Here is a 22,411-nt window from a genome sequence, read left to right as displayed (position 1 = left end):
TTTTAATTTATGTTGTTTGTAATTACTTTAGGTAACTTACTTTGATTTAAAAGTACGTACGCGGACACCAGCAGGTTGTTTTTGCAACCAGGAAACAAATTTACTAACTTCTGGGTGCTGTAATAACTTTTCTATTGTATTATATTCATACTCTAATTCTTTGTTGCTTAAAAACGCATGAATTGCACTATGACAATTGCGGCAAAGCATTGCTAACCTCTCTTTGACCTCTTGCCGTGAAAAATTCCTTTTGTTTTTCTTGTTTTTATGCCTAGTTCGAGGAATTAAATGATGCTTTGTAAGACGTAAAGCTTCTCGTTTGCACATTTCACAAACGTTCATTTCACTTGTCATTATAAACTCCTTAACCATTCAATCATTTTTAACACACCTTCTTGCATCTTTGGGCAGTGATATCTGACAAAGTTTTTGTCCACGTCTGTACTTTTGCACGCCTCCAAAGCTTTTTCGCCATTAAAATCAACATAGGCAAAGCGAGCAGTATACTCGTTTTCAGGACGTTTAAAATCACTTCCTGGTAAAATAGCAACGCCTGTTTCCTCTAAAAGATGTTCACACAGCTCACTACTATTTAATATATTATTTTTGCGTATCGCTTCTGCGAAATTTGAAAAATCTAAAAATAAGTAAAATCCTCCGTGTGATTTCCATAAACGTATACCCGCTTTTACCATGATCTCATAACAATCTAAGGCAATTTCTTGTAAAATTTTCCGCGAATTGCAAAGATACTCTTCTATTTCTGCTTCCATTTTATAAGCGCATATGGCCGCATATTGGATAGGCGTTGCTACAGAAGTAAATGTCTCACTGGCAATGGAAACCATCGTTTGCAGCAGATGGTTCAGCTCTTTTGGAAAAACAAATGTTCCTAAACGCCACCCGCCAGCACCGCACCACTTTGATAAACCTGAGCTAAGAATAGTGCCCTCAGGGTAATAACGAACAATAGAAGTATGTTTAGCTTCAAAGTGAAGTAAACCATATATCTCGTCGGATAATATAATCACTTGATATTTCCGCGCTACTTCGGTAATTGCTTGCAATTCATCTTCACTATATACTTGGCCTTCAGGATTTCCTGGATAGTTTAGTATGAGTAAACGTGGGTAACTAGGATCAGATTCGCAGATTTTTTGTAAATCTTGGGCTTGCATACGCCATCCATTTTCGTAGGAAGTGGTGATTGAACGAATTTTCCGTCCAATAATTTGCGCCTGAGGTTCGTAAGAAACCCAGCATGGAGAAGGTACAATAATTTCTCCATAAAATGCCAATTGTAAAATGAACATTAATTCTTTGGAACCAGGACCAATCATTATGTTCTCAGCACTTGCAGATGTTTGGTCATATTTGTTATGAAAAACAGCGACCTGCTCACGTAGCTCTAACAAACCTTGGGAGTTTAAGTAGTCTTTACGATAAGCGTTTTTTTGAAGCGCGGTTGTTACACAATTTGGCACAGGAAATGGAGACTGTCCAAAGCCAAAAGCATAAATTTTCTTACCTTGTTTTTTTAATTCTTTACTTCGTTCATTGATATGGATAGTTGCTGATGTTTTACGCCCTCTAGCATTTAAATTTAAACTAATAGAATGCATTTTATTCACCCAAAGAAAAGAAAGTATTTTTAGTTATAACAAACTCAAGTTAAAATAGAGCACCATTAGAATGTCAATATAAAATCTAAATACTGACATTCTATGTAATTCGTTGAGCAAAGCTCAACTCAAGGGCATATTGACCCGTTTAAAATAAATCTATTTTATTAAACACTAAACAACTATCAAATAACAAAAAATGAAAATTCGCATTCTATATGAAGATGAAAATCTATTAGCTATTGATAAACCTGCTGGTTTAGTTTGTCATCCGGTAGGAGGTTACCAGGGAGATACTGTCGTATCGCAATTATCTTATCTTTATCCTGAAGATATACATTTACTACATCGCTTAGATAAAAATACTTCGGGCGTTTTATTAGTAACACGTGGAAAAAAAATAATAAAAAAAATGTACAATCAATTCGCTCGTCGTTTGATTTGTAAAACATATCTCGCTGTTGTTCACGGTGTAGTTAAGTCACATCAAGGAACAATAGAACTTCCTATTGCACGCGCTTGTAGTGCGTCACTTATCAAGCTAAAAATGACTACAGAGAATCCGCAAGGATTAGCTGCTAAGACAGATTACCGAGTACTTAATACTACAGAAGAGCATAGTTTACTTCATTTACAACCAGTCACTGGACGAAAACATCAAATTCGTTTGCATGTTGCTGCAATAGGGCATCCTATTGTGGGGGATTATCTTTATTGCCGCTCAGGGATTCCTTTTCTCTGGCAATATTACTTGCAAAGATCTTCTCCGTGGCATGAAAATATCAAGGGGCATGCACTTCATGCTCACTCTATTGAGTTTGAGCACCCTCTTTTACAAGATCAAATAAAAATATCAGCTCCTCTTCCACAACATTTGGACAATATTATGAAAGGATTTTAAATGTCAAAAAAAATAGCTCTCCTAACAGGCGGAGGAGATTGTCCTGGTTTAAATGCAGTAATTCGCGCTGTAGTAAAAAGCTCTCTTACCAATGGTTGGAAAGTTTACGGAGTACTCCAAGGTTTTTCTGGTCTTTTAGATCCTGAGAATAAAGTGATTCCTATGGGGGAAGAAAGCGTGCGCGGTATTCTCCACATAGGTGGCACTATTCTTGGGACAACAAATCGAGCTAACCCTTTTGAGTATGTAGAAAATGACGAAAAAAAAGATGTGTCTTCTCGTGTAAAAGAAAATTTCCATCAATTAGGTCTTGATGCTCTAATTTGTATAGGTGGTGATGGAACTCTTAGCATTGCTAATAAATTTTCCCAAATGGGCTTACCTGTTATTGGTATTCCTAAAACTATTGACAATGATTTAGCATCAACTGTTATTACCTTTGGTTTTGATACAGCAGTAAACAATGCTACAGATGCACTAGATAAATTACATTCCACAGCAGAAAGTCACGAACGAGTTATTGTTGTCGAACTTATGGGTCGCTATGCAGGTTGGATTACTTTAAATGCTGGGATTTCAGGTGGAGCAGATGTTATTCTTATTCCTGAAATTCCATTTTGTATGGATCGAGTTTGTGAGAAAATAGAAAAACGTTACAATAATGGTCGTAAGTTTGCCATTGTTGCCGTAGCAGAAGGTGCAAAGCCAAAGGGACACGATGAGTTATTTTCAAAAGGAAAAGGTGAAGATGGACGCCAAGAAGTTGTTCTCGGTGGAATTGGTGAATGGGTCGCAACTCAAATTCGCGAAAAAACAGTCCGCGACACTCGTACCTTAACTCTTGGTCACTTACAAAGAGGAGGAACTCCGACAGCTTTTGATCGCTTACTTTCAACAAGGTTTGGTGCAGCAGCGGTTCGGATGATTGCTGAACAGAATTTTGGTATTATGGTTGCCTTAAACCCGCCTGATATTATCCCTGTTCCCTTAGAAGAAGCAATTAAAAATAGTAAGCAAGTCCCAGTAGACAGTGATATTGTTATTTCTGCACGCCAACTAGGCCTAAGTTTTGGGGATTAGGTTTAGAAGGTGATCAGTTCAGTATTGTAATTGATCACCTTGTCGTAAATCATGTTTTCATTGTTGGCGCTTGGTATATAGCTGGGTTCCAATTGCTGCCAGAATAATAAGTGTCATTCCTACAAATGACATTAGAACAATGCTTTCATTGAATAAAACATAACCAAATATCAGAGAAAAAACGGTCCCCAGGTATTTAAAGTGTACAATGCTGGACGCTCGTTCAGCTTGGTAAGCTTTTGTCATATGTGTATGCGCAAAATAAGTAGAAATTCCTGCGGCAATGAGAAAAAACCAGTCTTGGCCTTGAGGAGTTTCCCAATACATAACAGTTAAAGGCGTATAAATAATTCCTGCTACAAATGGAAAATAAAAAACTATAACTAATGGATTTTCATCTTTTAAAACGCGGATAAGATTATAAGCTGTAGCCGACATAAAAGCTGAACATACACCTATAAGCGCTAAAGTTAGTGAAACGCGCGAGTCAAATCCCTGTATGCAAACAATCCCTGAAAACGCAAGGGATAAAAAGAACCACTGTGAAGCTGTAGCGCGTTCTTTTAAAAAAAGACCCGCTAAAACTACTGTAAAAATCGGGGACAAATATTGAATAGTTGTTGCATAAGCAAGGGGAATATGTTGCAAGGTATAAAAAAATAACAGCAGGGCAATAGAGCCAGTAACTCCTCTCGCAATAAGAAGGGGTTTGTTTTTGCCCCAAGGATTTACCTTGTGGCGATAGAAAAAGAAACAGCAAATTAGTACAATAATTGCCGAACGAAAAACGATAATTTCAAAAACAGGAATGTGTTTTACACTTTTTACGCAAACTTGCATAATAGCGAAAAATACAGTGGAAAAGATCATATTTTTAGTTGCAGACATAAATTAAGATATCGATTCTAGAGTACTAGGGGAGTAACGAGGTACTTTGGTGCAAAGTTATACTATGCAATTGAAAAGTAACAAAACTAATTTTAAAAGAGTCAAATTGTAAAAAACAAATATCATGTGATTAATCGAGTGTTTTAATCCACGATTGATCAAGAATACCAGAAATAGTAAGTTTGTAAATGCGTAGTTCGGTGTTTAATATTGCATGAATAGCTGTTCTTCCTTTACGAAAATCGCTGTCTTTCACTGAAAATAAATTTTTATTTTTGTAATGCCCAATCAACAAATTCTCTCTTTTCTTTAAAGTCATACTAACAATATTATTTTTATTTACAGAAATAATCTTGTTTTTTGTTTCTGGTATCAAAAAGATTTTCCAAAAATCTTTTTTTAATGAGAAAATTCCATTCTTTTCTGAAACGCCAAAGACGTAAAGTTTTGGAGCTACAGCGTATCCGTTATAACAAAGAGATAGTCCATAAACTCGATTTAATGAATCAGAAAACATCAAACCACTTATCTTCATATCTCCTTGAAAAATTGCTTTGTGAATCATACTTATAAAAAGTCCTGATTGAATGCTCAGATATTTGCCTTGCATAACAACATTACCAGGGGTAATGTTAAAATCTTCTAAAGCTTTTGCATTTTTTTTGAACATGTAAGTAAATTTTACATAGTTATTTTTTTTAAATTCATATTTTGACGCATTAAAATTGTTCTTGATCAGAGCTTGTATGGACAGTTCTTTTTTCTGCTGGTTTTTCTGCTGGTTTTTCCTTTTAACAAATAGATTCTCTTTGCGAAACACAATTATTGTCTCTTTACTCGTTCGTCCAAAGCGATCTGTTGCCATAACTGTAATTTCATTTTTTCCTATAGAGAGATTAACTGTGGATTTGAATCGTCGACCTACTCTATCAGTAAGTTGTCCATTTATATGTATATTTGTAAAAAGAATTTGAGGAGCGCACCATACAACAATTCTACCTTGGCGAGTCGACAATTCGTTTTTCGGTCTTAGAATTTCTGGTTGTGGGCATTTATCACTGTAGTAGATATTTAATTTTTTCTGAGAAACATTACTTGCCGCGTCCTCTGCTTTGATTTCAACTATGTTTTTCCCCGGTGTCAATGAAAGTGTAGGGGGAGTATAATCTTTTTTTGATATCTTCGACTTGCCATTTACTTCAACTTGCCAAGCGTTTATATCTTGAATATTCAAGTTCAATTTTAGGTCTTTTTTATCGACATATTCAATATTGTCAACAACAATAATTGGTGGTGTTCTGTCGACAAAAAAAATCAGCTTCTGTTCTTGCCGTTGTCCGCTTGTATCGGTTGCTATAATAGAAAATGTTTTTCGGCCTTCTCTTTCTAGTGGCAAAAGAAGTTCAAATTGATTGTTACGTACCAAAGCAGCAATTCCCGAAGCAAAAACCGTTGGATGTTCTCCTTGCACTCTACCGCGAACCATCCAACTTCTTTTATTTGTATAAACTTCTTTCTCTGGACTGTCAATAAATAATTGTAGTTTAGTAATTTTTTTTTGCGATAGCTTGATCGCTTCTAACAAGGCAAGAGCTTTTTCGCTTTTTTGGATTTCTAAAGCCAATTTTAAATATTTAATCGCCTGTGAGTAATTTTTAGCAACAAATGCTTGCTCGCCTTTTTGTAGATTCTCGTCAAATAATGATATTTCGGTATTTTTAGTTGTATTATTCTCTATTACTTCATTTGTGTTGGTAAAAAAAACAAACATCATAAAAAAAATAAATGCTCCTACAGCGACACTTGCCAATATATAAGCACTATAGTCTTGTTTTTGTTTGCGTGGTTTCACCGCGACACTTCTATTAGAAGATAATGAATGTTGCAAGTCTTTTACTAACCTTGAACAAGAGGAGTAGCGATTCTCTCGAGATTTTGCGAGAGCTTTTAGGCATATTTTTTCTAATGTGGGTGATATTTTTTTATTGATTTGCGAAGGCGCAACAGGGTCTTCTTCTACTGTTTGTTTTATAATCATAAACGCATTACTTCCCTTAAACGGAAGAGATTGCGTAAGCATTTCATATAAAATAACTCCCAATGAAAATATATCAGAGCGATGATCAATAGTTTCATTTTCTCCTTTTCCTTGCTCTGGAGACATGTAGTAGGGTGTACCAAAAATATCACCTGGCCGCGATATTTTCGTATCTGATTCCATACGTTTTGCTAGGCCAAAATCCATAACAATAGGTTCACCTTCTTTGTCAATCATAATATTTTCGGGTTTTAAGTCGCGATGAATTACTCTCTTCTTATGAGCATATGACATGGCATTTGCAATTTTAGTCATGTATTTAACTACTTGTGGAATAGAAAATGTTTTGTTTTTTAGTTTGTCTTTTAATGAGACTCCCTCAATATAACTCATTACTAAAAATGGAGGATCTTGCGTTTCTAAATGATGGATACCTAAAATATTTCGATGCGAAAGCTGTGCAACAGCGCGCGCCTCTTCCCAAAAACGGCGTATCTTAGCGCTATTGTCGTCATAGTGACCAAGTAAAAACTTAATAGCCACATGGCGTTGTAGTTTTGTATCTATGGCTTTGTAAACAACTCCCATTCCACCCTGTCCGAGTTTTTTCTCTATTTTATAATGAAGAATCATCGTGTTTTTATTTAAGTTTTTTACATCCATATCAATCGCCTTTCGAAACATATTTCTTACCTGACGGCTCGAAGCATACGTTATTTTTTTTGCCACACAAAAATGAAACTAATAGGTTTATTACAGTAGATTTCCCACTGGGGCTTTTTCTTTAACCATTCTTGATCGACAATTCGCTCGTACATTTCCTGTAACTGCCACGAATTTTTGAAAGCTGCTTGGACATGGTCACTCATTAAGTGTATGTAACTGTGTATAGAGATTGACTTCCCCTCTTCATCATTAAAATGAGTTGGAATACCGTTTAGCAAAAAAAATGGATGATAACCAACAATAACAAAATACCCATTTTTAACAACAATACGATCAGCTTCCTTGTAAAGAGGATCTAAACTAGGAATGTGTTCATTCGCCAATGAACACACCGCTAAATCGTAAGTATTATCAGCAAATTTTGTGTTGCGTATATCACCGTGAACAAGCTGGCGATATATTTTTTTTTCTTTTGCGTTGTCCATCATCTCAGGAGTAATATCAATTCCATCTAATTCTCTTATTCCTTGCCGTTTCAACCACGCACCTGTGCGACCAGTTCCACAAGCAAGATCCACGGCTTTGGCCATTTTTGTCCAATAGATTTTTTTTATTTTGGCCAGTAAATCTAAATCCATTTCATCGTAAACACTATCATCGTAAGTACTCACCCATTTGCGATAACCTTGACGTACAGAGACAGTGGGATAATGACGATTATCAAAATCTGCAAAATCCATTTGTTTCTCCTTTGGAACATTTTGGTGTCATCATTTTTTTTATTGGAAGTCTAGTAAAAAATGCAATAGAATTATAATTCAGTGCGTGTAAACATTCATCTTTCTTGTGGTTTAGCTCTTTTAGAGATTTTCATCGTTATTTTTTTTTGCAAAGCGCAACTTTACACTTTCAAAATGCCTTGCCGCTCCCTAAAATAACTCACATTATACAAAAACCTAAATATCGACACGCCTATTTTACCAATGGAGATTTTTATGAAAAAAACCACACTAGTCGTTATTTTTATTAGCATTTTTTCTATTGTAGTACTTTTTATTGCAAACAAGAAAAGAAATATTACAAACCAAATGTGTCCAGTAATGACCGCAGAGAAAGCTGATCCCAACATCTACTATGATTATGGTGGGCAAAGAGTATATCTTTGTTGCAAAAGATGTTTGAAAAAATTTAGCACGAATCCTCAAAAATACATGAAAAATTATCAAGCACAAGATATACAAATACCCAAAGCAAGTTTTTCGAGTAAACTTATTTCTTTTTTAGGAAAATTACATCCTATAGCAGTTCATTTTCCTATTGCTTTGTTTTTTGCTGCACTTATAGCAAAAGCGTTAAGCGCGGCATATAAAAAAGAGCTACAATCAACGATTTATTATTGCTTAAATTTTGCTGCAGTGAGTTCAATTATCGCTCTTGTTTTAGGGTGGTGCGCTTATTTATCTTCTGTATACAAAAATGAACTTGAAACGGTTGCAAATATTCATAAAATAATGGGTACATTAACTGCGATCCTCATTATGACGACAGCACTTTTTGAAATGAATAATAGCAAATCAAAAATTACGTGGCTATTTTTTATAACTACCGCATTAGCTATTGGTGTAACAGGTTTTTTAGGAACATCTCTCATTTTTGGTTTAGGACATTATAATTGGTAAATCCTCACTATAGCGACTATAAAGATATAACAGAAAATCTTACCCTTCCCTGCGCAATTTTAGATATGGAATTGTTCGAAAAAAACATTAAGCAGGTTATTGCGCGAACCCAAGGTAAAAAAATCCGCATAGCCTCTAAATCAATTCGCAGTACCCAATTAATAAAACATATTCTGGGTAGTGATAATATTTTTCAAGGTGTTATGTGTTATAGCGCTGAAGAAGCTGTTCATTTACACTCTCACGGAGTTAACGATATTCTAATTGCTTACCCTATATTTGACTCAAAAAAAATACAAATGGTTTGCAAGGCCACAGCGCAAGGTGCTCAAATAACTCTAATGGTTGACTGCGTTACTCAAGTACAAAAAATATCAAACATTTGCGTAGAGGAAAATGTAAGTATTCCGCTTTGTATAGATGTAGATATGTCGAGTAGTTTTCCGGGAATTCACTTTGGTGTAAGACGTTCTCCTATTAATAAAGCAGAACAAGTTTTGCAATTAGCTCAATACATAAAACAATCTGAAAATATTTTTTTTAACGGAATTATGGGGTACGAAGCTCAAATTGCTGGTTTAGGAGATAAAAATCCTTTCAATAATAGGGTTATGAACTTTATTATACGACTACTAAAAAAGGTTTCAATAAAGCGTATACGCCGATTACGAGAAGATATTGTAAACAAACTACAAAAAAATGGATTTGAATGCTGCATTGTAAATGGCGGAGGAACCGGCAGTTTAGAGTCAACGTCTTTAGAGAGTTGCGTTACAGAAGTTACAGCTGGCTCCGCTTTTTTTTGTCCGAGTTTGTTCGATTACTACAAGAACTTTCAACATGCACCAGCCCTTTTTTACGCCATTGAGGTTACACGTATACCAATCCAAGGAATTTTTACATGCCACAGCGGAGGATTCGTTGCCTCTGGTGTCGGGCAGGATAAAATTCCACAACCATACCTACCACGAGGGTGTTCACTGTTAAGTACAGAAGGCGCTGGAGAAGTACAAACCCCCATATCTTATAAGGGAGAAAAGGAAATAAAAATAGGTAGTCCTATTTTTATGCGTCATAGTAAAGCAGGTGAACTATGCGAACATTTTAACCAAATATATCTAATCAAAAATAAAACAATCATAAAGAAGACAGACACGTACCGCGGCGAAGGAAAGTGCTTTTTATAAAAGGCGTATAGCCTCTAATATATGCCTTCTGCTGTACATCGAAAGAGAGAACAATGAAAATTTTTACGCAAAAAAGCTGGCAAAACTGGTCAGGATCTGTTTCTTGTACGCCTAAAAAAATATTTTTTCCGACAAGCGAGCAAGATATTATTGATGCTGTACAACAAGCAAAATACAAAAAACAAAATATCCGAGTTGTGGGTTCAGGCCATTCCTTCACTCCTTTAATTGAGACAGAAGATAACATCTTATCTCTTAAACAATATCATGGCATTTATAGCATTGACGAAGAAAAATGCGAAGCGACAGTCAAGTCAGGTACGCAACTTCGTGCTCTAGGACAAATGTTGTTAGATAGAGGTCTAGCAATGCAAAATCTTGGAGATATTGATTGTCAAACCATTGCAGGAGCAGCGTCAACGGGTACTCATGGTACAGGCCTTTCTTTGGGAAATATTGCCACCCAAATAGCTCGATTTACATTGATTACAGCTAATGGTGACGTTCTAGAATGTTCAGAAACCCAAAACAGCGAAATTTTCAAAGCAGGGCAAATATCTCTAGGGTCTTTAGGTATTATAAGCAAAATCACTATAAAATTAATGCCTAAATACTATCTAAAAGTAGAGAAGAAACGTTGCACTCTAGATCAAAATATTGCTGATTTTACACAAAGTATAAACAATAATCGCCATTTTGAATTTTTTTGGTTGCCTAACACCAATTATACATACACAAAGACAATGAATATTACTAGTGAAAAAAGAGACAGTGGTACATGGCGAAAATATTTTAGTGAGATTATATTTGAAAACGGTGCTTTGTTCACAATGGGCAATTTATGCCGTATTTTTCCAAAGTGGTCGCAAAAAATTAATTCTATGGGAACCTCGCTAATTCCTCAAGGAGAAGAAATAAATTTAAGTGCAAATGTTTTCAGTAGTTATCGCTGGGTTAAATTTCATGAAATGGAATATGCAGTGCCCCTCGAAAAGGGTATTGAAGTTTTGCAGGAAATAGAGAAATGGATTCGCGACAAAAATATTAACGTTTCTTTTCCCATAGAATTTCGCGTTGTAAATGAAGATGATATTTATTTAAGTCCTGCATATAAAAAACCAAGCGCTTATATTGCTGTTCACAGTTTCCGCGGCATGCCTTATAAAGAATATTTTGCTGGTTGCGAGGCTATTTTTCGCAAAGCTGGTGGACGTCCGCATTGGGGAAAAATGCACAACTTAACAGCAAAAGATTTCAAAGATATATACCCTAAATGGGATAATTTTCAAAAAATACGCCGCAAACTAGACCCAGAAGGTCTATTTATGAATCCATACTTACAATCTGTTTTCGAGGAATAGTCAATGAGCAATGAAATTCGTGAACAAAACAATATGATAGAATTAACTGGTGAGCTACCGAATAATTCGCTAACAAACGAAGATATTGCTCCCACCAAAATTGCAGAACGTACTTGGAAACGCTGGGATATTGCTGCGCTGTGGATTGGAATGGCAGTATGCATTCCTACTTATATGCTCGCGGCTAGCCTTCTCAATGAGGGAATGAATTGGTGGCAAGCTATTTTAACGGTACTTATCGGAAACACCATTGTCCTTCTACCCATGATTTTAAATGCACACCCTGGAACGAAATACGGTATCCCTTTTCCGGTATTAACCCGGGCTTCATTTGGGACGAAAGGTGCACATATCCCTTCTATTCTAAGAGCTTTAGTAGCATGTGGATGGTTTGGTATACAAACTTGGATCGGTGGCCTAGCTATTTATGTTTGTGTCATTAATTTTTTTCCTACTCTAGCGGAAGCAAAAACTCTTTTTATCGGCATCAATATTTGGCAGTTAGTTTGCTTTTTGATTTTCTGGGCGTGCAATATGGCAATTATTGTTGCAGGTATTGAATCGATTCGCTGGTTAGAGAATTACGTAGCTCCTATTTTAATTCTTATGGGAATTGCACTTCTTATTTGGTCAATAACAAGTGTTGGTATGCAAAGAGCTTTAGACAATACCCAAACATTTACAGAACCTCCTGTGATTATTGATCAAAACTTTTCAGGTAATAGTGTATCGCTCAAATTTAACGCCTTAGAGTTTTCAGGAAAACCACGTGCAACACATGTAACAATCATCGAAGAAGATCATAGCAGTGAATTTACCTACTCGAAAGAGATTAAGTACCAAGTACGTAAATTACCAGAAGCTGGAAAATATTTAAATTTGAGTATAAAGTTTAGCAATGAGCACAATCAAACTAAAGAAATCAAAAAACAAATACTTTATACTCCAAATGAACCGAAGAGTACACCTGTTAAACGCGATTTCTGGAAAATATTCTTCCCTTTGCTGACTGCAATTATTGGCTTTTGGGCAACACTATCTTTAAATATTCCCGACTTTACACGGTATGCTAAATCGCAAAAAGAGCATATCGCTGGTCAATTTATTGGTTTACCAGGAACAATGGCGTTATATTCTTTTGTCGGCCTTATTGCGACTAGCACTGGAATTATCTTGTTTTCAGACATTTTAATCGCCCAAGAAGCTCCATGGAATCCTGTAGATTTACTAGCCAAAGTAGAGCAGCCGTGGATTGTGATGACTGCAATGGTTTTTATCGCCATCGCAACTTTATCAACGAACTTAGCAGCTAATGTTGTTGCGCCTGCTAATGGTTTTTCCAATTTGTATCCGCAAAAAATTAGCTTCACAACAGGCGGACTAATCACTGGTGTTATTGGTATTATTATTTGCCCTTGGAATTTAATTGCGAGTACTCAAGGCTATATATTTACGTGGCTCATTGGTTACAGTGCTCTTTTAGGGCCAATAGCGGGAATTGTTATCGCAGACTACTTTATAGTACGCAAAACGCAGATGAATTTAGCAGCATTATACGAAGAAAATTCAGAGTATAGTTATAAAAATGGTTTTAATGTTATCGCCATTATTTCTCTTATTCTTGGTGTTTTACCTAATATTCCAGGATTTTTGGCCACATGCGGATTCATTGATTCTGCCCCGCAGATATTTATGTCGCTTTATACTTATGCGTGGTTTGTTGGTTTTTTCATTTCGGGAATTATCTACGTTATACTTATGCCAAAAGGAAAATAACAATGAAAGAGATATTTCACTCGCAACTAAAAAAAAGTAGATATGTTGCTGTACTCACCGGAGCAGGAGTGTCTGCAGAATCTAATATTCCTACTTTTCGCGGGTCTGGGAGTAATAGTTTGTGGAAGAACCATGAAGTAACTCAGGTTGCTTGCCCACAAGCATGGGAAAAAGACCCAGGTTTGGTATGGGAATTTTATAATTATCGCCGAAAAATGATGGGAGATAAAAAGTTTAATCTAGCCCATAAAGCTCTTGCTGATCTAGAAAAAAAATTACAAGATCAGCAAAAAACTTTTTCTCTCATTACCCAAAACATCGACGATCTTCATTTTGACGCTGGTTCAAAAAATGTCACCAGACTTCACGGTTCTATCTGGATGGTGCGTTGTTGCAAATGTGGCTATGTTGAAAAAAATCGCGAAGTCCCTATTACAAATGCTTTCAATCAAGAATCTTCGGGAGAAAAAAATCACTATAAAGTAGAAGATTTGCCGAAATGCAAGCAAGGTTGCGACGGTATTTTACGCCCCAATGTTGTATGGTTCGGAGAATCCTTGAGTAAAAGTAACATCAATCAAGCTTTTCTTTCTGCTCAAAACTGCGATTTATTTTTGGTAATAGGCACATCCTCTTTGGTGCAGCCAGCATCTAGCCTCATCCAAATAGCTAAATCTTCTGGCGCAAAAACAGCGGTAATTAACTTAGAAGAAACTGTTGCTGATCATGATGCTGATTTTGTTTTTCATGGTAAAGCAGGAGAGATACTACCTGAATTATTTTCCGTATAATTGCTTATGAGAGAAAACATCGTCCAAAAAGGTATCTTTTGCTAAATATCGATACGCCTTGTATCTTGTTAGAAATTTTGGGAAAAATACATGAGCAAAAATTTAAGAACTATCGCAAGCAAGATAAGACAAAGCCAACGTAGAAAAGAAACGAAACATGGAGTTTTTACTTTCTACCTTAATTGTACATACTATAATCTTATAACCGTTAGAATCCCTAATCACGATGCCGTTGATGATGCAATATACGAACTAGCAAGTATTACTGATAACAGTTGGGACGATTTAATCAGTAATGATCCCAAAGCATTTTGGGATCATTGCTGTCATTTGTTGAGAAAGTATGGAGATGTCACTGTTGAGTAGGGCTTCTTTTTCTTCTTTCTTTATCGGATCTGGTAGTTGAGTAATATGTTTAGGTCGCTTAAATTCCCGCTCGTTGTTTTTTAGTACTACCATTTCTACTTTCCAGCGACCTAGAAACTTTTGCTAATCACTACATGATATGGACTACCTTTTTTCACGGTCATTTAATTCTTTTTTTCTTGATAATTTACATTCATTTTTTTTCTTCGATGTTACGAAGGTAGCAGCTTATAATTGAGATTTTTTATTTGTCTTCAATTTATCTTAAATTTCAAAAAGAGATTTTTGCTATTATTAGCTCTATAGCAAGTAAAATAAGTACCTTATGCATTTCTTGAAAAATCAACAAAAAAAGAATTAAAATGACCTTGACCTTTTTTTGAACTCGACTGTATTGAAGATAGACATTACTAGGACAAAGCTGCTTGAAATACCTCTCGATCAGGAAAACGAATAGCACTTAATACACCTGTGTTATAACAACTGGTATCGAGTAGTATAACTTTTTCAGTAATAATAGGTTTTCCCCACATCGATTTATACACTTCATGAGTACCTTGGTGTCCCATTACAATAGTCTGTTCTCCGCGCCATGTATGGAGAAGATCTTGCGGTAGTGACCACAACAGATCCTGTTCTTGTTGTTCTTCAAGAGGTCTGTCTTGATTTATACCCGCGTGAACACATAATAACCCTTCACTCTCGTAATACCCTTTCAAATTTAGAAAAAAATTCAAGTGTTGTTGTGGCATAATTTCTTTAAAAAAAGTTTGATAATAGGGAATAATTATATCTTTTTGTAGAAAAATTTTAGGCCCTAATTTTTTAAAAACCGCGCGTAATTCATCTGCAAACTCAGGAGAATAAGACGCCACAGTGCTAAAGCCATCCATCCCCATAATCCAAGAGTTATTTCCTTCTTGAAAAGACTGCAACATCCATTGTTCGTGATTACCTTTTAGACATACTACGTTATACTCGTTTTTCAATTGAAGTACAATATCAACAACCCCTTTAGAATTTGTACCGCGATTGATATAATCTCCCAGAAAAACAATGGTATCTTCTTTTTGTATAGTTTTTTTTAACGTTTCAACGAGATCATAAAGTAAATTGGCGTAACCATGAATATCGCTTATAATATAGTGATTCATTCTTATTTCCTTTTAAAAATGAGAGTAGAGTTGAGGTGGATTTTCGCTATGGTACTCAAATTCTACTCTTTATTCTACATATCGACAATCTTCAATGTTTCACAGTTTACCATCTTTACTTTCGTTATACCAGAGGATCGGATAAGGAGTGCAAATAGAACTACCAAATTAACTTGTTACAAACGTGTTACAATAGTTTTTGCATTTCTATGTTATACTTTGTGTGTGGGAAGCTAAATCACCGGCAAAGTGATCTGGCTTTTGACACCGAGAGCAAGCGATTCGCTTGGTTACCAAAAGGACGCGAAAAATAAAGAAGAATCATCCTTTCGCGTCGCGAACTTTATAAGAAAGGGAACATCCATGACACGTAACTTATTAACTATCTTTTTACTCTTTGCTTTTTCTGTCAGCACATCTCTGTTTACCCAAGAGGATAAGAAAAAAGAAACATATGTAATTCAAATAGCAGTACTTCTAGATACAAGTAATAGTATGGACGGACTCATTCATCAAGCGAAAACCCAACTATGGAGTATTGTCAATGAATTAGCTACAGCTAAGAAAAATGGTGTATCTCCGCAACTTCAAGTAGCTTTATACGAGTATGGAAATGATTCTCTTTCTGCAGAAAATGGGTTTATACGTCGCGTACTACCACTGACAACCGATCTTGACAAAGTCTCTGAAGAATTGTTTGCTTTGAAAACTAACGGTGGAAGTGAATACTGCGGTTATGTCATTAACAAAGCTGTAAAAGAGCTAAAATGGAGCGAGAGTGGTAAGGATTTTAAAGCTATATACATAGCGGGAAACGAAGCGTTCACTCAAATTCCTGGAGGCGGAAGTAGTTTTCAGAATCCTCGCTTTTATAATCGCAATGTTCCCAATGCGCCTAATGTTCAACAACAAGTTCAAGTGCCACAACAAGGTATAAAAAAGCCAAAAACTGCTCTTAAAAATAGCGAAGAAAAACAAAAAAAGCTAAACGACATGGATTATCGAGTATCTTGTAAAGTTGCTATCGCTAAAGGCATTATTATAAATACCATCCACTGTGGAGACTATCAAACAGGTATTAATGGAAAATGGCGTGATGCAGCAACTTTAGCAGATGGTATTTATATGAATATTGATCAAAACCGTAAAGTAATTGATGTTAAAGCCCCGCAAGATAAGAAAATTATGGATTTAAATGAAAAGTTGAACTCCACTTATGTTGCTTACGGTTCAGGTGGTTCAGAGGGAAAGAAACGTCAAATTGCTCAAGATAAAATGGCAAAAAGTAATTCATATAGTGGCAATATTCAACGTGCGATGTCCAAGGCTTCTGTACACTACCGCAATACCGCTTGGGATCTTGTTGATGCAAATCGAGAGGGAAAACTTGAGCTAGAAAAGATTAAAACCGAAGATTTACCGAAGAATATGCAGAAAATGACAATGGAAGAGCGCAAAGAATATGTGGCTTCTCTACTAAAAAAACGCGTTGAAGTTCAAAAAGAAATTCAAGTTTTAATGGATGCGCGCAAAAAATATGTCGCACAAAAAATGAAAGAACAAGTGGGTGATAAAGATACTCTAGAAACAGCTATGACAAAAACATTACGCCAACAACTAGAGAAAAAAGACTATTCTTTTGAGAAAAAGTAGAATCACATAGCACAAGAAACGGAAAACTAATTTCTCATTCAACTCAACACCACTACTGAAATAATGATAAAGTGTTTATCGTTATTTCAGTAGTGGCCAATCTCTTGCAAAATTCTACTGCGTTTTATTGTTGTCTTCAGTAATAAAACCGTTTTCAATTGCCACTTTCAAATAATACGAAGACTTTTCTAAAGACTTTTGTTTTTCTTCGCCTTCTTGAGCTTCCGAGATTTTGGTATAAAGCTCTGAAAAAGTTGCATAAGTAGTGCCACAATTAGGGTCAAGTTCTACTGCTTTGTTTAAATCTTCAAAAGCACTATCATACTCTTCTTTATTCTTATAAGTATTTCCTCTGTTATTGTAAGTAGAAGAATCACTAGGATCAATTTCTATTGCTCTACTATAATCAGCGATCGCTTTGTTGTACTCTTTTTTTTCGTCGTAACTATTTCCTCTGTTGTAGTATGCAATAGCATAGCTAAAATCTAACTCTATAGCATTATTCAAATCATCAATAGCCTCATCCCACTTTCCCATATCGTTATAACAATTACCTCTATTATTGTAAGAGACTGGATCATAAGGTTCTAGTTCAATAGCTTTGCCATAATCACAAATGGCTTTACTCCACTCCCCAATGTCACAATAACAATTTCCTCTATTGTTGAAAGCACTTGAGTTTTCACAGTCGAGACTGATAGCTTTATTATAATCAGTGAAAGCTTCATCGTACATATCTTTATTTTTATAACTAGTACCTCTACCGTCGTAATAATCAGTATCACAAGGATCTAATTCAATTGCTTTATTGTAAGATTCAATAGCTTTATCGTATTCACCTTCTTCGTTGAATATTTCTCCTTGTGCCCAGTATTCATCGGCTTGTTCTTTCATTGTAACGTCCTTATTAAACATAAAAATAAAAATTCTTTAAAAAAAACACTTGCACTTCTCTATTACATTTGTAACAGTATAAATGTATTTATTACACATGTAACACCTTTATTACATCCGTAACTAGAATAGAGAATTCTATGAAAAAATCTCTTCCTGAACTTTCAAAGTCAGAATGGCTTATTATGAACATTTGCTGGAAAAAAGACAATTGTACAGTTCGTTGTGTGTACGAACAACTTTTTCCTACAAAAAAATGGGAATACCCCACAGTAAAAACAATGATGGATCGTATTGTTAAAAAAGGTTATTTAAAAAGAGAAAAAATAGGTTGCTTGTATATTTACGTTCCTGAAGTTTCTCATAAACAAGTGACGAAAGATGCAATCCAAGGCTTTATGAATACAGTACTCGATAATACTTTTGCGCCAATATTCTCTCATTTTGTTAGCGAAAAACAAATGAGTAAAAAAGACATAAACTCTTTACAAAAATTAGTAGAGAAATATGAGGAAGAACATGGAACAAGTGAATGAGTTAAGTAATATTATTGTAGATATTATTTGGATGCTAAGTTGGCAATTAGTCTGGCTAACAGTAGCAGCTTTGATATTTACATCTATTTTCGGGAGAAAATCACCGCGATTTGCCTATGCTCTGTGGTTTATTGTTTTGTTGCGCTTTTGTATTCCTATAGACTTTTCTACTTACACGCAAAATTTTGAAATTAATTCGATGGCGATATTTTTATCCTTAGGAAATCCAACACCTTACACAGTAAGTAGTACTGACGTGTCGCAATCGCTATCTTTGGCTAGCTATCTGGTAGTTTTTTGGATCGTTTGTGTAACGATAATTAGCATTATTGTTATACGACGTATTGCGCATATTTACCAACAATTAAAAAAGCTTACACCCATAGAACGTCAAGATATAAGAGAATGGTTGGTGTCTTATAAGCGGCAACTTGGCATTCATAAAGAAATTAAAATCGTACATGGCCAACAACCACCGTCAACAGTAGGCTTTTTTCGTCCGCAAATTATCTTACCCTCCTACATGATAGAAAGTTGGACGGTAGAAGAACTAGAACCTATTTTATTGCATGAACTGTCGCATATTTACCGTCGCGATTTTTTAGCAAACTTATTACAAATTGCCTTACAAATTATTTATTTTTTCCATCCATGTATGTGGTATATCAATAAAAAAATTCGCTTAGAGCGAGAATTCATTTGCGATGATATGGCTTTTTATCATTTGAAAAAAACGCAACAAAAGTATGTTCGTTCTATTTTGAAAGTTTTGAAAAACAATTCACAACAAATTACCTTTTCTCCAAATATTACCACAGGGTTTTTTGAAAACAGTTCAGTTAGTCGGAGGATTCAACGTATGTTAGTACCTAATTACCGAAGTAATCATTCAAGTCTGCGTTTCGTAATACTTGCTAGTTTTTTGTTTTTGGCAACATTAGTTTGCGCCCAAAATGAGCCAACCCAAAAACAAGAAAATCAAATACCTGTTACTATCAATGTCAATGATGTAAGCATCCAAGAAGTTGCTAAAATTCTTTCAAAAATCACAACACAACAAATTGTAGTTGCTAATGGAATAAAAGCAAAAATATCCATTAACATGAAAAAAGCATCTTTGCCACAAGTACTTCAAAAAATTGCGATCAAACATAATTTACATGTACGAAATACAAATAGTAACGAGTGGATGATTGAAAAGTTTATGACGGTTAACCTCAAATACCAAGGACTAGATGTTAGAGAAGCAATTAAACAAATAGCTGAAATTGCAAACGCTAACATTATTATTTCCAGTGATGTCCAAGGTAAAGTAGATTTAGAAACGAAGGAATTGAACTGGCTCTCGGCATTAAAACTAGTTGTTAGTGGTTGTGATAGTGAAGTAATCCAAGAATCAAATAATGTATGGCGCGTAGCTAAAATAGCAACGATTACAATTGACGTGAAAGATGCAGATGTGCGAAGTGTCATAAGTAACATCGAAAGTGTAAGTGGTCATCAAATCTTAGTGGCTCGTAATATAGAAAATCGCATAACTATGAAACTAAAATCCGTTTCGTGGCTTACAGCACTTAAAGCGATTGCCAAACTCCACAATTATAATATTCTAAAAGATAACAAGACAATATATCTAACAAAAAATACAAAAGGACGCTGGATTATTGATGAAGAAGGAACAACGATATATAAGTAATCGTTCGGGCGCATGTAATAAAAGGGGGCACTTTTTAGATACGGTTTAAGAGCATTTTTCTATCCTTTGCTTTTTTGCGAAACAAGGAGATCATTTTTTATGCTGTTCTCCTTTTTTATTTCGATTTTATTATCCACTACATGCATCCCAATCATACTTCCTGCAGGAAGGGCGAAGAACAAGATTGGAGAGGTAGGGAAGAGAATTTAAATTATTATTGTTATAACTAGTACTACAGTTGTAATTAAAATAACAAATAGGTAGCTATAAAAATTAGACACTCTGTAGGTCTTATTTTATCGATAGCTCTTCTCAAATAGCAAAAAATACTGTTATTTGTAAACAGCTAGAAACACCGGAAAATAAGGAACTGTACTTAGTTACAACTGTAGTACTAGGGCCTGTCATCATTCAAAGTATTGTCTATTTTTTCGAGCCCGAGCCCGATCTCGTTTAGCAATTTAAGTCTTACGTTTTTACTTGAACTTTGACCAAACGAGTAAGCATTGCTACAACTCGCAAAAGAAGTTCTCGTCCGTTGGCCAGAAGATTTTGTTTTACTCGTTTTAAACATCGACAGATATCAATAATAGAAGCACATTGAGTAGCAGATCGGCGAGCAATTCTATAAAAACGAGCTTTCTCGGCAGAACTAAATTCACCAGCGCCTTCTGCTATATTTAAAGACATCGACAAAGCAGCACGCTGGAGTTGATTAGAAAGGTGAGAGTGGCCTTTTGGTAAATACTCTACAATTTTATGCGCAAGGATAAGAAATTGGAGAGCTACTTGGTAAACATCAAGACGTTCATGATCGAAACGATTTATTATAACCTCATTTATAAGATTTCGGAAGCGGGCTAGGGCTCGGAAACGGGCTCAAAACGTTCGGTCGTATAATAACACGAGGCAACGACATCTTTAGCGAAGATCAATTGAAAAAAGTATTGCTATGGATATAATCTCTTAAAAAGGAGATTGTTAATGAGGTTATATCCTGAGAGATGATCAATGGAAAAAATTAAAACCGTTATTGTTAGGAAAAAAGACAGATCCAGGTAGGCACATCAACATAGTGCAGGTGCAATAAAAAAAAAGATCAAAGCCAAGCAATAGGAAAAAGTAGCGGAGGATTTAGCACAAAAATACATGCTATATGTGATGCGTTAGGGAACCCTACAGATTTCTCTTTGACGGCAGGGCAAGTACATGATTTAGTGGGAGCAGATATTCTATTGCCTTCTATCAAAGCTAAAGCGCTACTTGCTGACAAAGCTTACTATGCAGAAGAACGCGTTATTCAAAAATTAGAACAAAGAGATATTATTGTTGTGATTCCTCCGAAATCTAATATTAAAAAGCCAAAAGAATGCGATAGCCACCTTTATAAATCTCGCCATCTGATAGAAAATCTATTCTGCAAAGCTATTGCTGCGCGGTACGACAAAACTGCTCAGAATTTTTTAGCGGCTGTATACTTAGTTTCTTGCATTATTTGGCTTCATTAGCTTGAATGATGACACGCCCTACTATAAACCAATCAATATGAACTATCATCTTCAAAAAAACCTTGATCTTTCAATAATTTCATTGTAACAACTAGTGCTAACCACATCGCAAAATCTCCCCAACTAGGCGAACCAGGAAAAGCGCCTAACATTGCCAGTGTTAAACCAGCAAATAATATAATGCCACCAAACACAACTATGGATCTGATAGTGTGTTTCGCTCCCAGTTTCCATGCCCAATACATGCCAGTGACAATGGTTGCTATGATCAAGCAGGCTAAAAAAAGTAAATTAGAGTTGTCAAAACCTGAGCTACTCAATAAAATCAGAGCTGCAAAAAAAATAAACCCAAACAATCCAATTCCATTTTGAATCACATTATCGTTATTGGCATATTCTATACCACATTTGTTAATAGATACTTTACAAAAAGGGCATTTGGGATCTTCTGACTCGTTCAATTTCTCTAGATGAAAATCTAGAAGTTTATTGCAGCTTGGGCACTTGTAATATCGAATTTCCATATTTTTCCTATTCTTACCGTTAAAATCCGCCTATGTTCATTATTTTTTCAGAAAATATGCTTTTTTCGTGTCTAAAATCACAAGAAAACTC

At 35.4% G+C, this 22,411-nt stretch carries 20 protein-coding genes and 1 pseudogene; 12 read left to right on the top strand and 9 right to left on the bottom strand.

Translation table 11 applies throughout. The features are described from left to right. Nucleotides 1-36: 36 nt before the first annotated feature. On the bottom strand, nucleotides 37-354 hold the full coding sequence (locus UABHE_RS07645; RefSeq protein ID WP_372369657.1) for an HNH endonuclease: 318 nt from the start codon (nucleotides 352-354) through the stop codon (nucleotides 37-39). Beyond that, complete coding sequence (locus UABHE_RS07640; RefSeq protein WP_372369656.1) at nucleotides 354-1,622, bottom strand: pyridoxal phosphate-dependent aminotransferase; 1,269 nt, start codon at nucleotides 1,620-1,622, stop codon at nucleotides 354-356. Before UABHE_RS07640 ends, UABHE_RS07645 begins: the two co-directional genes overlap by 1 nt. Nucleotides 1,623-1,821: 199 nt before the next feature. Between UABHE_RS07640 and UABHE_RS07635 the strand changes: the two genes are divergently transcribed. After that, a complete protein-coding gene (locus UABHE_RS07635) occupies nucleotides 1,822-2,523 on the top strand; it encodes an RluA family pseudouridine synthase (RefSeq protein WP_372369655.1) in 702 nt (233 codons plus the stop codon). Further along, a complete protein-coding gene (locus tag UABHE_RS07630) occupies nucleotides 2,524-3,603 on the top strand; it encodes a 6-phosphofructokinase (RefSeq protein ID WP_372369654.1) in 1,080 nt (359 codons plus the stop codon). 57 nt (nucleotides 3,604-3,660) lie between these two features. Here UABHE_RS07630 and UABHE_RS07625 read toward each other — a convergent pair whose 3' ends face one another. The 3 genes from UABHE_RS07625 to UABHE_RS07615 all read right to left on the bottom strand — a co-directional run bounded on the left by UABHE_RS07625 (nucleotide 3,661) and on the right by UABHE_RS07615 (nucleotide 7,935). Beyond that, nucleotides 3,661-4,491 carry a DMT family transporter gene (locus UABHE_RS07625; RefSeq protein WP_372369653.1) on the bottom strand — a complete coding sequence of 277 codons (831 nt, stop codon included), beginning with the start codon at nucleotides 4,489-4,491 and terminating at the stop codon, nucleotides 3,661-3,663. 130 nt (nucleotides 4,492-4,621) lie between these two features. Next, nucleotides 4,622-7,192: a protein kinase gene (locus tag UABHE_RS07620; RefSeq protein ID WP_372369652.1), complete on the bottom strand. Its 2,571-nt coding sequence runs from the start codon at nucleotides 7,190-7,192 to the stop codon at nucleotides 4,622-4,624. 50 nt (nucleotides 7,193-7,242) lie between these two features. Further along, nucleotides 7,243-7,935 carry a class I SAM-dependent methyltransferase gene (locus UABHE_RS07615; protein WP_372369651.1) on the bottom strand — a complete coding sequence of 231 codons (693 nt, stop codon included), beginning with the start codon at nucleotides 7,933-7,935 and terminating at the stop codon, nucleotides 7,243-7,245. Between the two features lie 255 nt (nucleotides 7,936-8,190). Between UABHE_RS07615 and UABHE_RS07610 the strand changes: the two genes are divergently transcribed. The 6 genes from UABHE_RS07610 to UABHE_RS07585 all read left to right on the top strand — a co-directional run bounded on the left by UABHE_RS07610 (nucleotide 8,191) and on the right by UABHE_RS07585 (nucleotide 14,355). Continuing rightward, nucleotides 8,191-8,874, top strand: coding sequence for a DUF2231 domain-containing protein (locus tag UABHE_RS07610; protein WP_372369650.1), 684 nt, complete (start codon nucleotides 8,191-8,193; stop codon nucleotides 8,872-8,874). Beyond that, nucleotides 8,868-10,061 (top strand): amino acid deaminase/aldolase, encoded by a 1,194-nt coding sequence (locus UABHE_RS07605; protein ID WP_372369649.1) that lies wholly within the window; start codon nucleotides 8,868-8,870, stop codon nucleotides 10,059-10,061. The genes UABHE_RS07610 and UABHE_RS07605 overlap by 7 nt, the downstream gene beginning before the upstream one ends. Before the next feature lie 53 nt (nucleotides 10,062-10,114). Next, nucleotides 10,115-11,422: a D-arabinono-1,4-lactone oxidase gene (locus tag UABHE_RS07600; protein ID WP_372369648.1), complete on the top strand. Its 1,308-nt coding sequence runs from the start codon at nucleotides 10,115-10,117 to the stop codon at nucleotides 11,420-11,422. 3 nt (nucleotides 11,423-11,425) lie between these two features. Beyond that, nucleotides 11,426-13,198 carry an NCS1 family nucleobase:cation symporter-1 gene (locus UABHE_RS07595; protein WP_372369647.1) on the top strand — a complete coding sequence of 591 codons (1,773 nt, stop codon included), beginning with the start codon at nucleotides 11,426-11,428 and terminating at the stop codon, nucleotides 13,196-13,198. A gap of 2 nt (nucleotides 13,199-13,200) precedes the next feature. Then, on the top strand, nucleotides 13,201-13,989 hold the full coding sequence (locus tag UABHE_RS07590) for an NAD-dependent deacylase (protein ID WP_372369646.1): 789 nt from the start codon (nucleotides 13,201-13,203) through the stop codon (nucleotides 13,987-13,989). Between the two features lie 90 nt (nucleotides 13,990-14,079). Then, nucleotides 14,080-14,355 carry a hypothetical protein gene (locus UABHE_RS07585; RefSeq protein ID WP_372369645.1) on the top strand — a complete coding sequence of 92 codons (276 nt, stop codon included), beginning with the start codon at nucleotides 14,080-14,082 and terminating at the stop codon, nucleotides 14,353-14,355. Between the two features lie 410 nt (nucleotides 14,356-14,765). Here the strand turns inward: UABHE_RS07585 and UABHE_RS07580 are convergent, their stop codons facing one another. Beyond that, nucleotides 14,766-15,509, bottom strand: coding sequence for a metallophosphoesterase family protein (locus UABHE_RS07580; RefSeq protein WP_372369644.1), 744 nt, complete (start codon nucleotides 15,507-15,509; stop codon nucleotides 14,766-14,768). A gap of 363 nt (nucleotides 15,510-15,872) precedes the next feature. On the opposite strand from UABHE_RS07580, the gene UABHE_RS07575 reads away from it, so the two are divergent. Beyond that, nucleotides 15,873-17,162, top strand: a complete 1,290-nt coding sequence (locus tag UABHE_RS07575) for a hypothetical protein (protein ID WP_372369643.1) — start codon at nucleotides 15,873-15,875, stop codon at nucleotides 17,160-17,162. A gap of 114 nt (nucleotides 17,163-17,276) precedes the next feature. Here the strand turns inward: UABHE_RS07575 and UABHE_RS07570 are convergent, their stop codons facing one another. Beyond that, nucleotides 17,277-18,056 carry a tetratricopeptide repeat protein gene (locus tag UABHE_RS07570; protein ID WP_372369642.1) on the bottom strand — a complete coding sequence of 260 codons (780 nt, stop codon included), beginning with the start codon at nucleotides 18,054-18,056 and terminating at the stop codon, nucleotides 17,277-17,279. 140 nt (nucleotides 18,057-18,196) lie between these two features. Here UABHE_RS07570 and UABHE_RS07565 point away from each other — a divergent pair, with 140 nt between their 5' ends. Together UABHE_RS07565 and UABHE_RS07560 are read left to right on the top strand one after the other, a co-directional pair. Then, nucleotides 18,197-18,592 (top strand): BlaI/MecI/CopY family transcriptional regulator, encoded by a 396-nt coding sequence (locus UABHE_RS07565; RefSeq protein ID WP_372369641.1) that lies wholly within the window; start codon nucleotides 18,197-18,199, stop codon nucleotides 18,590-18,592. Further along, complete coding sequence (locus tag UABHE_RS07560) at nucleotides 18,576-20,288, top strand: M56 family metallopeptidase (protein WP_372369640.1); 1,713 nt, start codon at nucleotides 18,576-18,578, stop codon at nucleotides 20,286-20,288. The genes UABHE_RS07565 and UABHE_RS07560 overlap by 17 nt, the downstream gene beginning before the upstream one ends. Before the next feature lie 468 nt (nucleotides 20,289-20,756). Here the strand turns inward: UABHE_RS07560 and UABHE_RS07555 are convergent, their stop codons facing one another. Continuing rightward, entirely contained in the window at nucleotides 20,757-21,116 is a 360-nt protein-coding gene (locus tag UABHE_RS07555; RefSeq protein WP_372371587.1) for a four helix bundle protein, read from the bottom strand. Between the two features lie 234 nt (nucleotides 21,117-21,350). Here UABHE_RS07555 and UABHE_RS07550 point away from each other — a divergent pair. Further along, a pseudogene (locus UABHE_RS07550) lies at nucleotides 21,351-21,796 on the top strand (IS5 family transposase); the annotation flags it as partial. 32 nt (nucleotides 21,797-21,828) lie between these two features. Here the strand turns inward: UABHE_RS07550 and UABHE_RS07545 are convergent. Next, nucleotides 21,829-22,320, bottom strand: coding sequence for a hypothetical protein (locus tag UABHE_RS07545; protein WP_372369639.1), 492 nt, complete (start codon nucleotides 22,318-22,320; stop codon nucleotides 21,829-21,831). Nucleotides 22,321-22,411: the final 91 nt, after the last annotated feature.

It is taken from the genome of Candidatus Uabimicrobium helgolandensis (assembly GCF_041508025.1).
In the GTDB taxonomy this organism is placed as follows: domain Bacteria; phylum Planctomycetota; class Uabimicrobiia; order Uabimicrobiales; family Uabimicrobiaceae; genus Uabimicrobium; species Uabimicrobium helgolandensis.
Note: the sequence above shows the minus strand (reverse complement) of the source record. Positions and strands in the feature narration are given on the sequence as shown.

Excerpts from the sequence above, each read along its gene's own strand:
- UABHE_RS07620 (WP_372369652.1), bottom strand. The coding sequence starts at position 7,192 with ATGGATGTAAAAAACTTAAATAAAAACACGATGATTCTTCATTATAAA.
- UABHE_RS07590 (WP_372369646.1), top strand. The coding sequence starts at position 13,201 with ATGAAAGAGATATTTCACTCGCAACTAAAAAAAAGTAGATATGTTGCT.
- UABHE_RS07630 (WP_372369654.1), top strand. The coding sequence starts at position 2,524 with ATGTCAAAAAAAATAGCTCTCCTAACAGGCGGAGGAGATTGTCCTGGT.
- UABHE_RS07625 (WP_372369653.1), bottom strand. The coding sequence starts at position 4,491 with ATGTCTGCAACTAAAAATATGATCTTTTCCACTGTATTTTTCGCTATT.
- UABHE_RS07600 (WP_372369648.1), top strand. The coding sequence starts at position 10,115 with ATGAAAATTTTTACGCAAAAAAGCTGGCAAAACTGGTCAGGATCTGTT.
- UABHE_RS07645 (WP_372369657.1), bottom strand. The coding sequence starts at position 354 with ATGACAAGTGAAATGAACGTTTGTGAAATGTGCAAACGAGAAGCTTTA.
- UABHE_RS07615 (WP_372369651.1), bottom strand. The coding sequence starts at position 7,935 with ATGGATTTTGCAGATTTTGATAATCGTCATTATCCCACTGTCTCTGTA.
- UABHE_RS07565 (WP_372369641.1), top strand. The coding sequence starts at position 18,197 with ATGAAAAAATCTCTTCCTGAACTTTCAAAGTCAGAATGGCTTATTATG.
- UABHE_RS07595 (WP_372369647.1), top strand. The coding sequence starts at position 11,426 with ATGAGCAATGAAATTCGTGAACAAAACAATATGATAGAATTAACTGGT.
- UABHE_RS07545 (WP_372369639.1), bottom strand. The coding sequence starts at position 22,320 with ATGGAAATTCGATATTACAAGTGCCCAAGCTGCAATAAACTTCTAGAT.
- UABHE_RS07570 (WP_372369642.1), bottom strand. The coding sequence starts at position 18,056 with ATGAAAGAACAAGCCGATGAATACTGGGCACAAGGAGAAATATTCAAC.
- UABHE_RS07580 (WP_372369644.1), bottom strand. The coding sequence starts at position 15,509 with ATGAATCACTATATTATAAGCGATATTCATGGTTACGCCAATTTACTT.
- UABHE_RS07585 (WP_372369645.1), top strand. The coding sequence starts at position 14,080 with ATGAGCAAAAATTTAAGAACTATCGCAAGCAAGATAAGACAAAGCCAA.
- UABHE_RS07560 (WP_372369640.1), top strand. The coding sequence starts at position 18,576 with ATGGAACAAGTGAATGAGTTAAGTAATATTATTGTAGATATTATTTGG.
- UABHE_RS07640 (WP_372369656.1), bottom strand. The coding sequence starts at position 1,622 with ATGCATTCTATTAGTTTAAATTTAAATGCTAGAGGGCGTAAAACATCA.
- UABHE_RS07635 (WP_372369655.1), top strand. The coding sequence starts at position 1,822 with ATGAAAATTCGCATTCTATATGAAGATGAAAATCTATTAGCTATTGAT.
- UABHE_RS07575 (WP_372369643.1), top strand. The coding sequence starts at position 15,873 with ATGACACGTAACTTATTAACTATCTTTTTACTCTTTGCTTTTTCTGTC.
- UABHE_RS07610 (WP_372369650.1), top strand. The coding sequence starts at position 8,191 with ATGAAAAAAACCACACTAGTCGTTATTTTTATTAGCATTTTTTCTATT.